We start from the raw sequence: 14,931 nt of genomic DNA on the forward strand, positions 1-14,931 counted from the left end.
TATCCTTGCATATCAATGCCGAGATACGTTCACAAATTTGAAAAAACTTGCCGCAAGCTCAAAATCTCTTTTTGGGAATACCTCAAAGATCGATCGTCCGGCGCAAATGAAATTTCTGATCTCTCTGATATCATCACCATTAAAGCGTTGCAATTGGCTGTTGAGCTGTGACTTGATTTCACGGTCTCTTGCCGTTTTCCCCCAGACTTATTGAGAACTTGCCCTGGTTATGTACAACTCACTGTTAAACCATATTCTCATATCGATGGTTTGATATAAAATGCTTGGCTTCTCAGTGGAAACAGGGTTGAAAATAGTTTGGTGTGGAACATTTTTGCCGCTTTGCACGCTTGAGGCCGGCAAGTTTTGCCCTACATTCGAAATATTCAATGAAAACTCCTTGTTTTAGGGTAAATCCCATCAAAGTAGTGTAGAATATGTGCCAAGCAACCAACCAACTGGCAAATCGGATGCATAATTTTTCAAAATCACCGGCTTTCCTGCGTGCATTTTGCTGGTTAGGTGCTTTGTTTTTATTCTCGATTGTTTCCTATAAGTGCCCTGGCGTTTTCTTCAAAATATGATGCGTTGTATGACTGTTGAAAATGAGAAGGGATCTGCATATCCTGACCTCCTTTTATTATGATCTTCGCGAATCAGAACATGGACAAAAGGGTCTCATATTCCAGGGAAGATGCTCCCTCGCTATACGTGATAAAGGCCTGACCCGCAGGACGCTTACTTCCGATACCGTATCTGGCCACTGCTGCCTCGGGATCTTGGGCATAGGCTGTGGCAAACTCCAGGTAGCGCTCTGAGGCTGCGATGGTTTCCTTGGTAGATGCGGCAGCACGGAAGGCCTGGGAAAATGTCTGGGAGTCGTTCAGGGCTGTTTGGAGCCGGTCATTGTCTTGCTTGGAGAGGTTGGAGGAGACATTAATTTGTCCTTTCTTGTCTATATTGACTTTTATGCTGGCTGAATCGGTAATGCCAAGATCGGAAAGCACCTGCTTGAAAGCCCCATCCGCGACTTTGTATTTTTTCTCGGCAAAGGCTTTCATCTCATCAAGGGTTATTTTTCCGTCTTTTCCCGCACCGTCCATGAAATTTTCCATAAGATTTGCAAGGCTCAGGGCAGAATTTTCCTGCAGTTTTTTCCCCTCATGGGAAAGGCTTACTCTGTCCTGATTCGGGCTGCCCAAAGAGGATTTATTAGCGGTGGAAGGTGGCAATGTGCCGTAATAACGGGTGATGGCCGTATTTGAAGCTTGAGAGATTTGCATCATACCTCCGTTTTATGAATTAAGATACTGATAAAATGGAATCTATGCAAAAAAGGGGCCGTTGCTAATAGTTTTTGTTTGTCTTTAGCTTTCTGATCTCCTTCAGATATTTGGGCACCATCTGATTCTGGGATTTAAAAGACTACGAGAAGTCAAATATTACGAAGATGATCTCATGGTACTGCGCCTGATGGGATTAAAAAAATTTCCTGATGTTTCGACTATCTCAAAAGGGTTGAGTCAATTGGGTGATAAAAATATTAATAATATTCAATATTTATCCAGAAATTTTGTTGTGGGCGGATGTTGTGGACAGATTATAACGGGAACAATTTCCCAGGCTAAGCCTGGATTTTGATGGCTCTATGCTATCTACCAAAGGCCATGCCGAATGTTCTGCCATTGGCTTCAACAAAAAGAAAAAGGAGCCAGGAGTTATTCTCCTCTTTTTTGTACCATTTCCCAGACTGGCCAGTTTTTTGACATGCACCATCGACCAGGCAATGTTCATGATTCCAATGGAGCACCAGATTTCATGATAAATTGTTTTGACAAAATCAAATCGGAACTACCCGGAACCATAATTGAATTCCGTATGAATGCAGCTTTCGTCAATCAAGAGATCATTCTTTGATGTCCGACTGGCGAATACAATTTATAGCGTCTGTACCTTTTTCCAGATTTACAGAACTCAAAAGCATGATTGAGGCATGTGACTCATGGTCTACCATTAATGAAACTTGGTCTTGTTTTGAAACCCAGTGGAAACCAAAATCATGGAAGGATGAATACCGATTTGTATTCACCAGGAAGAAAGCAAAAAAAAACACAAAAAGGCCCCATTCAGTTGGATTTCTTTAAACCGGTCTGTCGGGAATATCAATATAAGGGCATTGTGACCAACAAAAAAGTATCAGCAAATGCGGTCGTATTGTTTCATATTTTTTGTTTTTGGGAGTGAAAAACGTCCCACAGCAAAAGCTGGGAATTGGTTCCATGTTGCCCATCCTCACGAGATTAAATAAGTCACTCTGTGAAATGTTTTTTCATAAAGAATTTTATATGACCTGGAGGAAAATCAGGCAATTCTCCAAATTTGGAATATCCCATCCTTTCGTAAAAACCCGGATTTTGGAAACTGTAAGTATAAAGATATGAACCTCTGCAAAAACGGTTTTTTGCTTCTTTTTCTGCACTAACCAGTAGATCAGAACCTATTCCGGTTTTTCTGTTTCTCTCATCTACCCACAAAACTTCAATATACAACCAATCAAGACCAGTCTGGCCGATTATGCTACCAATAATATTATCATCATTATCCATAGCCGTTATAGAAAGGGGGTGATAATCATATTTTCCGATTTTTGAACTGTTGAACCAGTGGATTTTCTTGTTTAATTGTTCACTCAGTTTGGGGTCAGAGTTAAAATGTATTTGATAACTGTCCATATATCCTTTGCTTACCGGCTTTGTTGAACATGATGTTTTGAATTCCATCTGAGCGGGAAAGGATACTTGCAATTGAGCTTTCAAAAGATGAACGTTTTTATCTATAAAATATCAATATGTAGGCTGAATTAACTATTGATTCGACCCGGCCTTAAACGGCCGGGTCATTTATGACATTAACTTTCTTCAGGAAAGGTCCTGATTCCTTTAGCAACCCGCTTTGCAATCGAATTGGCCGGATGGTATCCCCAAGACATGGCAATGCTTAAAAAATCAGATTTTAAAAGTATCCACCTGGTTGAAATACTTCCATCATTTTACAGAAATTCCAATGCCTTCTTTTTTGTCTCCACGGCCCCATGAATACTCTTTTTTCTGTATCAATGCAAATCCAGAGGAAAGACCGGACGACGGACTTGCTTGTAGGTATACCGGCGAAGATCCATCTGGACCAGGGCACCACTATCGCAAAGCACCACCCGGCTTGCAATGGGTTCGAAGGCGGCCCGGAAGTGATGCCAGGATTTCAAAGCGATCACTGAACAGGTAACAGGATCTATTCCCTGTTTCTGAAAAACCTGAAGGTCTGACACCTGGATATTATTGGTAGTGATGATGGCTCGCACCCCTCCGATGGCCAATACAGCCGTCGGCCCCAGACTGTAAGGCACCCCGATTGACATGGGGCCGCTGGCGTTATACCGGCCGTCGCTCAGATGAACGACCTTGCCCGTGACAGACAATGGCGGACCATATTCGTCGGGAGAAATCTTGGCACCCAAATCCATGGTCACCATGGCTCCCAGCCCCGCATCAACACAGGTATTCACCGCAGCTGGGTCACAAATGCATCCGAAACAGGCATTTTGAAGGTCCGCCCGGATCATGGCTTCCAAGAGGCGAACCCCATCGCCATACCCGCCGGAGCCTGGATTATCACTATAATCGGCAAGCACCAATGGTCCGCCTGCCATATCCCCCTTAAGATTTCGGGCGGCAGCCATGACCTCTCCAAGGGTGAAAATCGGCACTGTCTGTTCCTTACGCATGGCCCAGATTTCATCCATGAGCTGCTGGGCAATCTGCCGTTGATAAGGATACTCTCCGTCAACCGTCACTGTCACCGAAGGACCGGTCATGGGCGTGTCTGCCCACGGAAATCCGGCGCAGATGGATACGGCAAGGATCTTTGGCTCGTTTTTGGTATACTGGGCTGCCATTTCAAGCAGCCGCACCATGGGCCCCCCCTCGGTGCGGCCATAATTGCACCCTTCAAGCAAAGGACCCCTTACCACAAGACTATGGGGATGAATTCGCCCCACCATTGCCTGCTGTAACAAATCTGCCGCCTGGGTGGCCACCTGGAACTGATCTATGTGGGGATAGGTGCGGTAGGCAAGAATGATGTCGGCATGCATTGCCATAAGATCGCTGACATTGCCATGAAGATCCAGTGTTATCGCAATGGGAACCGCCGGCCCGATCTTTTCACGCAGACGCATCAGCAGATTTCCCTCGGCATCATCCTGGTCCTCTGTGACCATGGCCCCATGCAAAGCAAGGATGACCCCATCCAGCGACCCCGGGTCGCATGCCGCCAGCACGGTTGTACTGAGAAATTCCCAGGCAGCCGCCGAAGTTTTCCCGCCGGGTGTGGCTTCAGCTGCCAGCGGTTGGACCATGGACCATCCGTAACGTTGTGCAGCTTCGATGTGCGCGCCAATCTCACTCTGGGTCCCGGCCATCACTCCGATCTCATCGGCACCCTGGTAACAGCGTCGCGCTCGCCACATTTCGATGGTGGTGGGTCTTATATTAAACGTATTGGTTTCCTGGCTGAGTTCAGCCGATAATACCCGAAAGGCCATACAATTTTTCTCCTTGCTGAGCCGCGTGTTTTCCACGCCACATATAAATAGGTGTGCGCACCATAGTTGTCTGTAATAAAATCGGGAAAGAAGAGCCATCCCGACAGCCTGCTGAAAATACCTATTTCCGTAGATGGCACGCCACCCAGTGATCGGGTCGTACCTGGTAAAAATCGGGTTTTTCCAAACGACACTGCGGTTGAACATAGGGACAGCGCGTGTGGAAACGACAGCCCGGGGGCAGGTGAAGGGGGCTGGGGATATCACCCTCCACGATATTGCGCTCTTTTGTGATGTTGGGGTCCGGTATGGGAATGGCAGAGAGCAATGTTTCGGTGTAGGGATGCAATGGGTCTGAAAATAAGGCCTCCGTGCTGCTGAGTTCCATGATCTGTCCTAAATACATAACGGCTATCCGGTGGCTGATATGCTTGACCACGGCCATATCATGGGAGATAAACAGGTAGGAAAGGTGATAATCTCTCTGCAGATCTGTCAGCAGGTTGATGATTTGGGCCTGGACCGACACGTCCAAGGCAGAGACCGCCTCATCAGCGACGATGAGAGAAGGTCGCAGGGCCAATGCCCTGGCAATGCCCAGACGCTGACGTTGCCCGCCGGAAAATTCATGGGGATACCGGTCCATATGTTCCTGATGCAGTCCAACACGGCGGAACAAGGATCGGATCAGATCCGTGCGTATTTTTCCGCCGGCCATACGGTAATTGTCCACGGGCTCACCCACAATGTCCCCAGCTCTCATCCGGGGGTTGATGGATGAGTAGGGATCCTGGAAAACCATCTGAACCTGGCGGCGAACCCCGTGCAATTCAGATCTTTTCAAGGAGGTGATGTCTCTGCCGTTGACCAGGACCCTTCCGGAGGTGGGGTCTAACAGGCGCACCACCATTTTGCCCACTGTGGTTTTACCGCACCCGCTCTCCCCAACCAATCCCAGGGTTTCCCCACGGCCAATGGAAAAAGACAATCCATCCACCGCATTAATATACCCGGTGCGTCCGAAAATTTGCTTTCCCATCTTGACCGGGAAATGTTTTTTCAGGTCAACCACCGTAAGCACCGGTGTTCCGCCATGTTCATTTGAATTGATCTCATTCATTGAAAATATTACTCCACTGATACCCGCCAGCACGCAACCAAATGCCCTGGAACGGCTTCCACCAGGGGTGGAATTTTTATTTTACAGCGATCCAACACACACTTGCATCGCGGTGCAAATGCACATCCGGTTAGCGGTTGTTTGAGTGAGGGGACGCTTCCTGGAATCTCATTGAGCCTGGCATTTTGACCGTCCTTGGTCAAGGGGGTGTCGATCCGGGGCACCGATGCCAGTAGGCCTTTTGTGTATGGGTGCAGAGGGGAAGAAAACAGGTTGTGCACCGGTGCCTCTTCCACCTTAAAACCGGCATACATGACAATAACCCGGTCAGCCATTTCAGCCACAACCCCAAGATCATGGGTGATCATGATAATGGCTGTATCGATCTGTTTCTTCAACTGGGCAATGAGGCTTAAAATCTGCGCTTGAATCGTGACATCAATGGCGGTGGTCGGCTCATCGGCAATGAGAATCTTCGGTTCGCAGGAAAGTGCCATGGCAATCATGGCCCGCTGGCGCATCCCGCCGGACATTTCATGGGGATATTGGCCCAGACGTCGGGTTGCTTCGGGAATCCGAACAAGATTCAGGTATTCCACCGCCTTTTCCTTGGCCGCCTTCATGGACAGGCCCTGGTGAAGTTTAATCACTTCCACGATCTGTTGGCCGATGGTGAGTACCGGATTGAGTGAGGTCATTGGCTCCTGAAAAATCATCGCCAGGTCATTGCCCCGAATTCGGCGCATCTGTCCCTGGCTCAGTGTCAACAGATCCTTGCCGTCATAGCATATCCGGCCTGATTCGATTTTCCCGGGGGGCATGGGTATAAGGCCCATCATTGCCAGGGACATGACACTCTTTCCGCATCCTGATTCTCCGACAATTCCTAAGGTTTCCCGGGGTTGGAGGTCGAATGAGATACCGTTGACCGCATGAATAACAGCATCTCGCGTGTGGAAACGCACCTTTAAATCTTGTACCGTTAAAATAGCAGTATTGCTATTGGTATCCATAACTTACATCCATTCAAAGTGAAAGGTTACATCCGTCGGGACAATTGAGGGTCCAGCATATCCCGGAGTCCGTCACCAAGGATATTGACTGCCAGCACCGTCACCGTAAGAAAAATCCCGGGGAACAGGATAATCCAAGGGGCCATTTCAAAATAGGCTCGACCGTCAGCAATGACGTTGCCCCAGCTGGGAATTTCCGGAGGCGTTCCCGTACCGATAAACCCAAGATACGCCTCGGTGATCACGGCAGAGGCAAAGACATAGGTTCCCTGCACCAACAATGGTGCCACGGTATTGGGAAGAATGTGCCGAACGAGCATTTTCGGAAGGCCTGTACCCACGCAGATGGCCGCTTCAATATAGGGCCGTTCGCGAACCGACAGCACAATACTGCGAATCAGCCGTGCCACCCGGGGTACCTGGGGAATGGTAATGGCCACGATAACATTGCCGATACTACCGCCTGCTATGGCCACGATGGATATGGCCAAAAGAATGTCCGGGATCGCCATCAAACCGTCCATCAGCCGCATCATCACGGCATCAAAGGCTTTTATGTATCCAGAGAGAATCCCCACGCTCAATCCGAGAAAGCATGATAAAAACGCAACACCGAATCCAACCACCAAGGAAACCCGCCCCCCGTTCAAAGTGCGACTGAAAATATCACGACCCATATTGTCCGTGCCAAATCGAAAATCGGGGCTGGGTGTCTGCAAGCGGACAACGGGGTTGATATCCAGGGGATCCTTTGTGAAATATGGCGCACTGACAGAAAGGGCGATCGCAAAAGCCAACACAAAAACCGATGCCACCACCGTTGGATGACGGCGCATAAATGCAAAAAATCTTCTAAAAACTGAATTAATATCCATTTTTTTCGTCCATTAGGCAATTTCGTCCAATTGATATCGGATCAATCATTTCGATACCGCAACCGAGGATCAAACAAGCCATAGGAAATATCCACAGCAAGGTTGATGATGAGAAACACTGCCGAGAAAAAAAGGACCACGCCCTGAATCACTGGATAATCACGGGCCAGAACTGAATCGACCACCAAACGCCCCAGTCCTGGTATATTAAAAACACTTTCCGTAACCACCACTCCGCCCACCAAAAGAGCCACACCAAGGCCAATGATGGTGACAATGGGTACCGCAGCATTCTTCATGGCGTGGTGGCAGACAACGGCAATGTTTCCCAGCCCTTTGGCCTTGGCTGTTCGGACATAATCCTCGGATAGCACTTCGATCATGCTTGCCCGGGTGATTCTGGCAATGAGGGCGGAATAGATCAGGCCCAGTGAAAGACTCGGCAGCGTGATGCTTCTTAAAAAGGGGACGAATCCATGACGGATACCGACAAATCCCTGAACCGGAAACAAATGCCATTTTAAGGCAAACAGATAAATGAGAATATAGCCGATAATAAAAACCGGCACTGAAAATCCCAGGACAGCAACCAGCATAACCCCATAGTCAATCATCGTTTTTGACTTTACAGCAGCAATCACCCCCAGTGGAACAGCCACCAAAACAGCAATGATAATGCTTGCCACGGCCAGACAGCAGGTGGGTTCAAGCTTGGAAATGATAAGTTTACTGACCGGGACTCCAGAGTATATTGAGGTGCCGAGGTCACCCTTGATCAACCCGCCGGACCACTTAATAAATTGCCTATGGATCGGCAAGTCCAATCCCAGCTTAACCCTGATCCGTTCGATATCTTTGGGCATTGCATTGTTCCCTGCGATGACCGCTGCCGGATCACCGGGAGCCATTCTCAACATGAGAAAAACAAATACTGAGACAAACAGGGCCACCGGTATCAGGTATAAAATACGTCGGGTAATATATCCAATCATAATTCAATGTGTCCCGCTGCTTTAAAATGTATTTTGATCATCTTTGACAAGTCAACCGAGTCCCGGGCTATAAATAAGCAGTGGAACTGGTTTGCAGAGGCAGGAAGGCACACATCCCACCTCTGCCCACATTCGGCGTTTATTCGATTTTACCTGGAAACGTTCCAGAAAAGGGACACCGGCCCTTTAAGCAATCCCTTGAGCTCTGTCCGATAGGCAGCCGGTTGGTAAATGGTTCCTAAAGGAACATAGGTAACCATTTCATAGGCCCGGGCCTGGATTTCTGCGGCAATCTTTTTTTGTTTCTCAAAATCAGGCTCAGCCACAAAAGCGCTGCAAAGCTCCTGAATCTTTTTATCCTCAGGCCAACCGAACCATGAGTTATCCCCTTCTGCTTTGATGGCCATGTGCTCGGCAGGATTCAGGAAATCGGGTCCGGTAAAATAAGTTTGGAAGGCATTCCAGCCTCCTTCGGAAGCGGGCTTCTTCACCTTGCGCCGGGCGGACAGTGTTGCCCAGTCCATGGGGATCAACTCAACGTTAAATCCAGCCTTTCGAAGATTCTGTCCCGTTACCATTGTCTGGGCGCTGACGATGCTCCCTCCGGTGCCATGCAAGATAATGACCTTTTCTCCCTTGTATCCCGACTTTTTTAACAGCGCCTTGGCCTTGTCGAAATCCTGGGTCATCAGCGGCTTAGAACCGATATCCGTGGCAAAGGGGGTGTCACAGGGATACATTGAAGGACACTTGCGGTACATGTCGGGATCGTTGCCCACAACCACTCTCAATGCCATTTCCATATCAGTGGCCCACAATACCGCCTGACGGGCGAAGATATTGTTAAATGGCGGCTGCAGGTGGTTGAGTCTTAAAACACATTGATATCCAAGGGTATCGAATTTCTCCACCCTAACATTTTCAGCCGCCTTTAATTTTGCGATGTGGTCGGGGTGGGGGGCTTCAATAAAATCGATCTCGCCGCTGATCAGTGCGTTTGTGCGGGTGCTCAGGTCGGGAATCCATACAATTTCGACCCGGTCGACATTGACGACCTTGCCGCCTGCCGTGTTGCCGGCCGGCTCATTTCGAGGCACATAGTCTTTGTTTTTTACATAAACGGCCTTGGTTCCCGGCTCAAACGCCTCTTTCACAAACCGGAAGGGGCCGGAACCGATCACCTCTGTGATCTGGTCGTCTGGAGAGGTCAGGGCCTGCTCTTCCTTCATCATGAACGGAACATTTGCGGTAATTTTGGCCAATGACTGCAGCAACATGCCGAAGGGCCGCTTCAAGACAATTGTAAATGTCTTGTCATTGATAATTTCCATCTTCTCCACAGCAGCCATAAGTTGTTGTCCCATGCCATCTTTTGAGCCCCACCGTTTTATGGAAGCAACACAGTCTCGGGATGTCACAGATGTCCCATCATGCCAATGCAGGCCGTCCCGGAGCGTAAATGAATAAACAAGACTGTCATCTGAAATCGTATAGGTGTCCACCATCTGGGGTTTTACATTCATGTCTTCATCCAGCCCAAACAGCGTATCATACACCATAAAACCATGGGAGCGGACAATATAGGATGTGGTTCCGATGGGATCCAGTTGATTCAATGCCGCATCCAGGTTCACCCTGATGACGGTGTCCGCCCCAATACACTGGCAGGGTATGATCAAGAACAGTGACAATGCACCTAAAAATTTAACCCAAACATTCCAACTGCGAAAGCATTTCATAATTCCTCCTAATTGAATTTTCACAACGTGTTGATGGTTAGCGGACGACCGCACTGCGATCCACCGATGAGTGATACTTCCAATGAACATCCCGGAGATAATTGGCCGCGCCTTCACGATCTTTTTTTTCGATCAACTCAACTAATCTCAAGTGTTCATGGTAATTGGACTCCTGCCATTGAACAATCCAATCCTGCTTGGTAAAGGCAAAGAGCCGTTCCTTTAAAATTGATATATATTCAAGTAGATGCCGATTTTCTGAAAGGCTCATAAAAACATCGTGAAAGGCAATGTTCTGGAGATAATATTTTTGATAATCGTTTTTGGCATGCTCTGCTTGCATGGCCTCGTTTATCTTTTTCATTTTTGACAGCTTGCCTTTTCCCAGCCGTTCAAACACCGATCTGAGGATATGGGATTCAATGCCTGCAAGGATTTCGTACAACTCGGTAACATCTCTGACAGACAATTCATTTATCTGAACGCCACGCTGGGGTAATAGCGTGATAAACCCTTCGGCCTGCAAATGGATCAGGGCATCGCGAACCGGAGAGGTGCTCATGTTGACGGCCTTGCATATTTCACTGATCCGGATGATCATCTTGGGCTTGAGTTCGCCACGGTTGAGTTTTTCACGTAAATATTCATATACCTGCAACCGCAACAACCCGGGGAAATTTATTTTCTGATAGCTCATTTGTTTTTCCTCTCTCTATTATTATCCGCAGTGCGAAATTAATATATTAATGTACTAATGTATTAATGTATTAGTCTTGTCAAGTTTTTTTTTGAATGTGTTAAGGGAGAACAAAGTGGGAGAAGCTCACATTGATTTTAATAAAAACACTTGAATTTAAAGGGTTTTTAAGAAAATAAGAGGCCTGTTGAATACTTATTTTAAGGCACGATAACCCGAACAGACAGATACTTATTTTAGTGTCTGCCCTGTTTTAAATCTTGACTTTTTTTTAGGGGAGGGCTATTTGCTCAAACTGAAAGGTAAATCCCAACAGGATGGTATCCTTCAGCGATTGCTGTTGCAAGATCTGTTTGTAACGGGTCTATATTATTATCAGACCCTGTTTCTTTAACCGGAAAAAATCAGGATATGAAACGTGTCATCCATACATTTTTCCAATTTCCAATTAGAAGAAGAGACTGAATACTTTTTCTACATAGGGGAATTGAAGAACTACGGGTTGAACTATTTTCTTAGAAAAGCCCTTACCCGCTGTTACAATCAAAAATTTGAGTTTATCGCCATTGTCCCGGATATCGCGGAACAATACAATTATGAAAACCTTATTGTCATAAACCCCCTGATTAAAACCTATGCCTGCCAGTATGGGGCCAATGTCAATTGCAGGGTATCTGCCAAAGAATTTATGACGGCAGTCTCTCAAAGCCCCCAGGTTCGTTCCCTGATCCATCAGATTTTAAGACGTCAGTCCCATCTCTATCTTTACATGTATGAAAGCCTAACGGAAATGACCCTGGACGAAATTGCCGGGGTATCCATTCTGGGGCCGGACAAGAACATTGCAAAACGGACCAATAACAAAGCTTTTCAGATGAACCAACTCAAGGACCTTGTGCCTGGGGTGGCGTTCAAAATCTGCAAAGGATACGAACAACTTATCCAGACCACCGACACTCTTTGGAGCCTCTGGACCGATGGTATTTTCGTGACCAAGGAATACTCTGCCGCCGGTATCAACTCCATTGTGGCTTTTAGCAAGTCAGATATCAGCGAGAAATTTTACGGCCAGGATGCCAATTATATCATCTCCAGATTTTTGCCCCATACACTCGACCCCACGGTATTGGCTGTGGTTGCTAATACCGAGGATATTTTTATTGCCGGGGTGGCAGACCAGCGAATTGAAAACGGCAATCGGTTCACCGGTTCAACCTACCCCAGTCTGGTAACCGCGGACCAGGCAAAAATTCTGAAAGACCATACAAAGGTGGTTGGAAAATGGCTTGCGGAACAGGGGTACAAAGGTATTTTCGGATGTGATTATATCATCACCAAGGACAATGATATCCGTTTTTTGGAAATCAATGCCAGAAAACAGGGAACCACCCTGGAGTTCTGCTGCACCCTTGAGCAGTATCTCCCCCCCAATTGCCCCAATTTGCCGGAACTGGAGCTCTTTGCAGTTACCGAAGGCGTTTTCCCGGCCAATACCCGGGAAATATCAGGCAATGGTCACACGCTTCACTGGGGAACCTTTAACTACAAGATCCATGAACCCGTGAAAACCGAAAGCTATATTCCCCAAGGTGTGGGAGAGCGGGAAGCCTTTAAAAAGGTGGCCCATGGGAACCTGAAAAAAGACTATTTGATCCTTGAGCATACAGGCAGCGATTTTGTCATTGCCCAGGGGTCGTTTATCGGCAGGATTGTGGCATTGGGCCATGACCATGCAAGCGTTGCTCAGGGAATCAGCCAGGGATGCAAAACCATAGAGCTGACATTTAACAAACAAATAGTTACGGAGAAAGTCAATGCTGGATAATCGTCCGGACGAAAAGAATCTAGATAATTTTACCCGGGATTTTTTTAATACGCTTTTTACCACCACCGGCCAGAAGCAGGACCCAAAATTTATTTCAGAACTAAACAGTGAAATCGCCGCCCTTTTTCAGACAGCCCAGGACCGGAATCTTACGAACCCGATCATCGCCCTCTTCGCAAGGCTGAAAGCCCTGAACGAAACAAACCACCTTTCCCCGGAAGCATTGGGACTCTCCCGCCAAGAGCTTGCTGCCCTTGCCATAAAACACGAAACCATTGACGAACACAATGTAAGTGTAGGCGGTCGGATCTGCAAAGCCCTTCCCATTGTTGAGCAGGCCATTGAAAGAGTTGATGCGTATCTTGAGAAAAAAGAAGAGATCGCTCCCAGCGGTTTTGAACTCTGGGACAAAATCCTTGAAAATAAGGAACGGATAAAATCCCGGTTAAACATCAAGGAAACAGAGTGGAATTCCTATCCCGGACAGATACAAAATTGCATTGATTCCGTACAGGACCTGGCCAGAATAATTGATTTACCGGAAAAAATCATCCAAGAAGTCACCCATGTAACAAAAAATTACCGCATGCGACTGACCCCCTATTATGCCAGTCTGATCCAGACTGCAGCAGCCAATGATCCGGTCTTGCTCCAGTCCGTTCCCACCTCTGAAATGGTGGATAATATCGGCATTGAAATTCCACCGGTTGCAGCCGATCACTCACCTGCCCGACTGATTGACCAGTTTTACCCAAGGGTGGTGACGATCAAGGTCACCAATATGTGCGCCATGTACTGCACCCATTGCCTAAGGATAGCACATATCGGTAAAAAGGACCGGATTTATTCAGACAATGCCTATACGGAAGCCTTGGACTATATCCGCAACAACAAACGTATCCGGGATGTTTTGATAACGGGTGGGGATGCCTTTGTCCTTCCCAACAAGATAATCGAAAAAATCCTCTTCGCCCTTGACGGGATCGACCATGTAAAGATGAAACGACTGGGCACAAGAATTCCCGTTACAGCTCCCCAGAGAGTGGACAATGAACTTTTAGATATACTGGCCCGCAGTAATGATAAAAAACCTGTCCGGGTTGTGACCCAGATCAATACAGCCCAGGAGATGACACCAGTTTCAGGAAACGCCTTTAAACAAATTTCCAAAAATGTGTCGGCTGTTCTCAATCAGGCAGTGCTGCTCAAAGGCATCAATGACTCAAAGGTAAAAATGTGGAAACTGTGTGAAACCATCCAGGAAAATTATGTCCGTCCCTATTATATTTTCAATTGTTCCTATAGAAATCCTCAGTTCACACATTTCCGTGTGCCTGTGGAAAAAGGCAGAGATATTCTGGAAAGCATGTACGGCAATATTTCAGGGGATGCCATTCCCCGTTATATTGCAACTGCCGGCGGAAAAATCCCCCTGCACAAAAGCAATGTCAAGGCAGTTGAAGACGGTCATGTTACTATGGAAAAACCCTGGAGCGGTGAAATTGTCCAGTACCCGGATGCCGATCCTGCAACCTATGCGAACGATGCCTTTTCATTTATGAAATCCTAACCAGGACAGGCAAGACTCAAAAAATCGATTCAAAATGGTCTATCTTATGACCAAGCCCGAAATTTAACAGTTTAAGTCACCTGATTGGTAATGGAAGAAATCAGGTTGACACACTGATATCTCGGGTGCAGTTTAATTTCAGGTGTTTTACCTCGGGGAGCAGAACTTCTTCCATGATAGCTGTCATTGCAAAGCCCGGTTTCGTCTCCCCAATGAATTTCAGCCTTTTCTTGTTTTGCTGTTTTGGCAATAGTTGGATATCCTTAGCCAGGTGTTAACTGCTTCGGGGTTCTGCTTGCACACCTTCTTTTGAACTGATTTGCTTGATCAGCCGAATCGCCTTGCTACGCGATTCGTATGCCGGGTGGTGTGGGAGGGTTCCTCAGTGATGGGGAGTCCTATCTCGATATACGAGATACTCAAGCAGGTCTGAAATCGATACGAACCTGGCAATTCCTCTACAATGATAAAAACTTTGAATAAATACCTGGAATCAAACT

Annotated in this window: 12 protein-coding genes; 3 read left to right on the top strand and 9 right to left on the bottom strand. The window is 47.1% G+C overall.

Features of this window, described 5'->3' with window-relative positions:
• Positions 1-656: 656 nt before the first annotated feature.
• On the bottom strand, positions 657-1,286 hold the full coding sequence (locus tag ACYQ2M_RS17265) for a hypothetical protein (protein WP_459917617.1): 630 nt from the start codon (positions 1,284-1,286) through the stop codon (positions 657-659).
• A gap of 172 nt (positions 1,287-1,458) precedes the next feature.
• On the opposite strand from ACYQ2M_RS17265, the gene ACYQ2M_RS17270 reads away from it, so the two are divergent.
• On the top strand, positions 1,459-1,641 hold the full coding sequence (locus ACYQ2M_RS17270; RefSeq protein WP_459917618.1) for a hypothetical protein: 183 nt from the start codon (positions 1,459-1,461) through the stop codon (positions 1,639-1,641).
• A gap of 668 nt (positions 1,642-2,309) precedes the next feature.
• Here the strand turns inward: ACYQ2M_RS17270 and ACYQ2M_RS17275 are convergent.
• The 8 genes from ACYQ2M_RS17275 to ACYQ2M_RS17310 all read right to left on the bottom strand — a co-directional run bounded on the left by ACYQ2M_RS17275 (position 2,310) and on the right by ACYQ2M_RS17310 (position 11,036).
• Positions 2,310-2,732, bottom strand: coding sequence for a GNAT family N-acetyltransferase (locus ACYQ2M_RS17275; protein WP_459917619.1), 423 nt, complete (start codon positions 2,730-2,732; stop codon positions 2,310-2,312).
• Between the two features lie 380 nt (positions 2,733-3,112).
• A complete protein-coding gene (locus ACYQ2M_RS17280; RefSeq protein ID WP_459917620.1) occupies positions 3,113-4,600 on the bottom strand; it encodes a M81 family metallopeptidase in 1,488 nt (495 codons plus the stop codon).
• A 121-nt stretch (positions 4,601-4,721) separates the two neighbouring features.
• Positions 4,722-5,720, bottom strand: coding sequence for an ABC transporter ATP-binding protein (locus tag ACYQ2M_RS17285; RefSeq protein WP_459917621.1), 999 nt, complete (start codon positions 5,718-5,720; stop codon positions 4,722-4,724).
• 8 nt (positions 5,721-5,728) lie between these two features.
• Positions 5,729-6,733, bottom strand: coding sequence for an ABC transporter ATP-binding protein (locus ACYQ2M_RS17290; protein WP_459917622.1), 1,005 nt, complete (start codon positions 6,731-6,733; stop codon positions 5,729-5,731).
• Between the two features lie 26 nt (positions 6,734-6,759).
• Positions 6,760-7,608 (bottom strand): ABC transporter permease, encoded by an 849-nt coding sequence (locus tag ACYQ2M_RS17295; RefSeq protein WP_459917623.1) that lies wholly within the window; start codon positions 7,606-7,608, stop codon positions 6,760-6,762.
• A gap of 41 nt (positions 7,609-7,649) precedes the next feature.
• The gene (locus tag ACYQ2M_RS17300) at positions 7,650-8,600 is read right to left on the bottom strand and encodes an ABC transporter permease (protein ID WP_459917624.1); all 951 of its coding nucleotides are present in this window, start codon (positions 8,598-8,600) and stop codon (positions 7,650-7,652) included.
• Positions 8,601-8,749: 149 nt separating this feature from the next.
• Positions 8,750-10,339: an ABC transporter substrate-binding protein gene (locus tag ACYQ2M_RS17305; protein WP_459917625.1), complete on the bottom strand. Its 1,590-nt coding sequence runs from the start codon at positions 10,337-10,339 to the stop codon at positions 8,750-8,752.
• 37 nt (positions 10,340-10,376) lie between these two features.
• Entirely contained in the window at positions 10,377-11,036 is a 660-nt protein-coding gene (locus ACYQ2M_RS17310; RefSeq protein WP_459917626.1) for a GntR family transcriptional regulator, read from the bottom strand.
• A gap of 418 nt (positions 11,037-11,454) precedes the next feature.
• Here ACYQ2M_RS17310 and ACYQ2M_RS17315 point away from each other — a divergent pair, with 418 nt between their 5' ends.
• Together ACYQ2M_RS17315 and ACYQ2M_RS17320 are read left to right on the top strand one after the other, a co-directional pair.
• Positions 11,455-12,861, top strand: coding sequence for an ATP-grasp domain-containing protein (locus tag ACYQ2M_RS17315; RefSeq protein WP_459917627.1), 1,407 nt, complete (start codon positions 11,455-11,457; stop codon positions 12,859-12,861).
• On the top strand, positions 12,851-14,431 hold the full coding sequence (locus ACYQ2M_RS17320; RefSeq protein ID WP_459917628.1) for a KamA family radical SAM protein: 1,581 nt from the start codon (positions 12,851-12,853) through the stop codon (positions 14,429-14,431). The genes ACYQ2M_RS17315 and ACYQ2M_RS17320 overlap by 11 nt, the downstream gene beginning before the upstream one ends.
• Positions 14,432-14,931 lie beyond the last annotated feature (500 nt).

Source organism: Desulfocicer niacini, from assembly GCF_054657595.1.

Excerpts from the sequence above, each read along its gene's own strand:
- ACYQ2M_RS17300 (WP_459917624.1), bottom strand. The coding sequence starts at position 8,600 with ATGATTGGATATATTACCCGACGTATTTTATACCTGATACCGGTGGCC.
- ACYQ2M_RS17275 (WP_459917619.1), bottom strand. The coding sequence starts at position 2,732 with ATGGACAGTTATCAAATACATTTTAACTCTGACCCCAAACTGAGTGAA.
- ACYQ2M_RS17270 (WP_459917618.1), top strand. The coding sequence starts at position 1,459 with ATGGTACTGCGCCTGATGGGATTAAAAAAATTTCCTGATGTTTCGACT.
- ACYQ2M_RS17290 (WP_459917622.1), bottom strand. The coding sequence starts at position 6,733 with ATGGATACCAATAGCAATACTGCTATTTTAACGGTACAAGATTTAAAG.
- ACYQ2M_RS17305 (WP_459917625.1), bottom strand. The coding sequence starts at position 10,339 with ATGAAATGCTTTCGCAGTTGGAATGTTTGGGTTAAATTTTTAGGTGCA.
- ACYQ2M_RS17285 (WP_459917621.1), bottom strand. The coding sequence starts at position 5,720 with ATGAATGAGATCAATTCAAATGAACATGGCGGAACACCGGTGCTTACG.
- ACYQ2M_RS17310 (WP_459917626.1), bottom strand. The coding sequence starts at position 11,036 with ATGAGCTATCAGAAAATAAATTTCCCCGGGTTGTTGCGGTTGCAGGTA.
- ACYQ2M_RS17320 (WP_459917628.1), top strand. The coding sequence starts at position 12,851 with ATGCTGGATAATCGTCCGGACGAAAAGAATCTAGATAATTTTACCCGG.
- ACYQ2M_RS17295 (WP_459917623.1), bottom strand. The coding sequence starts at position 7,608 with ATGGATATTAATTCAGTTTTTAGAAGATTTTTTGCATTTATGCGCCGT.
- ACYQ2M_RS17265 (WP_459917617.1), bottom strand. The coding sequence starts at position 1,286 with ATGATGCAAATCTCTCAAGCTTCAAATACGGCCATCACCCGTTATTAC.
- ACYQ2M_RS17280 (WP_459917620.1), bottom strand. The coding sequence starts at position 4,600 with ATGGCCTTTCGGGTATTATCGGCTGAACTCAGCCAGGAAACCAATACG.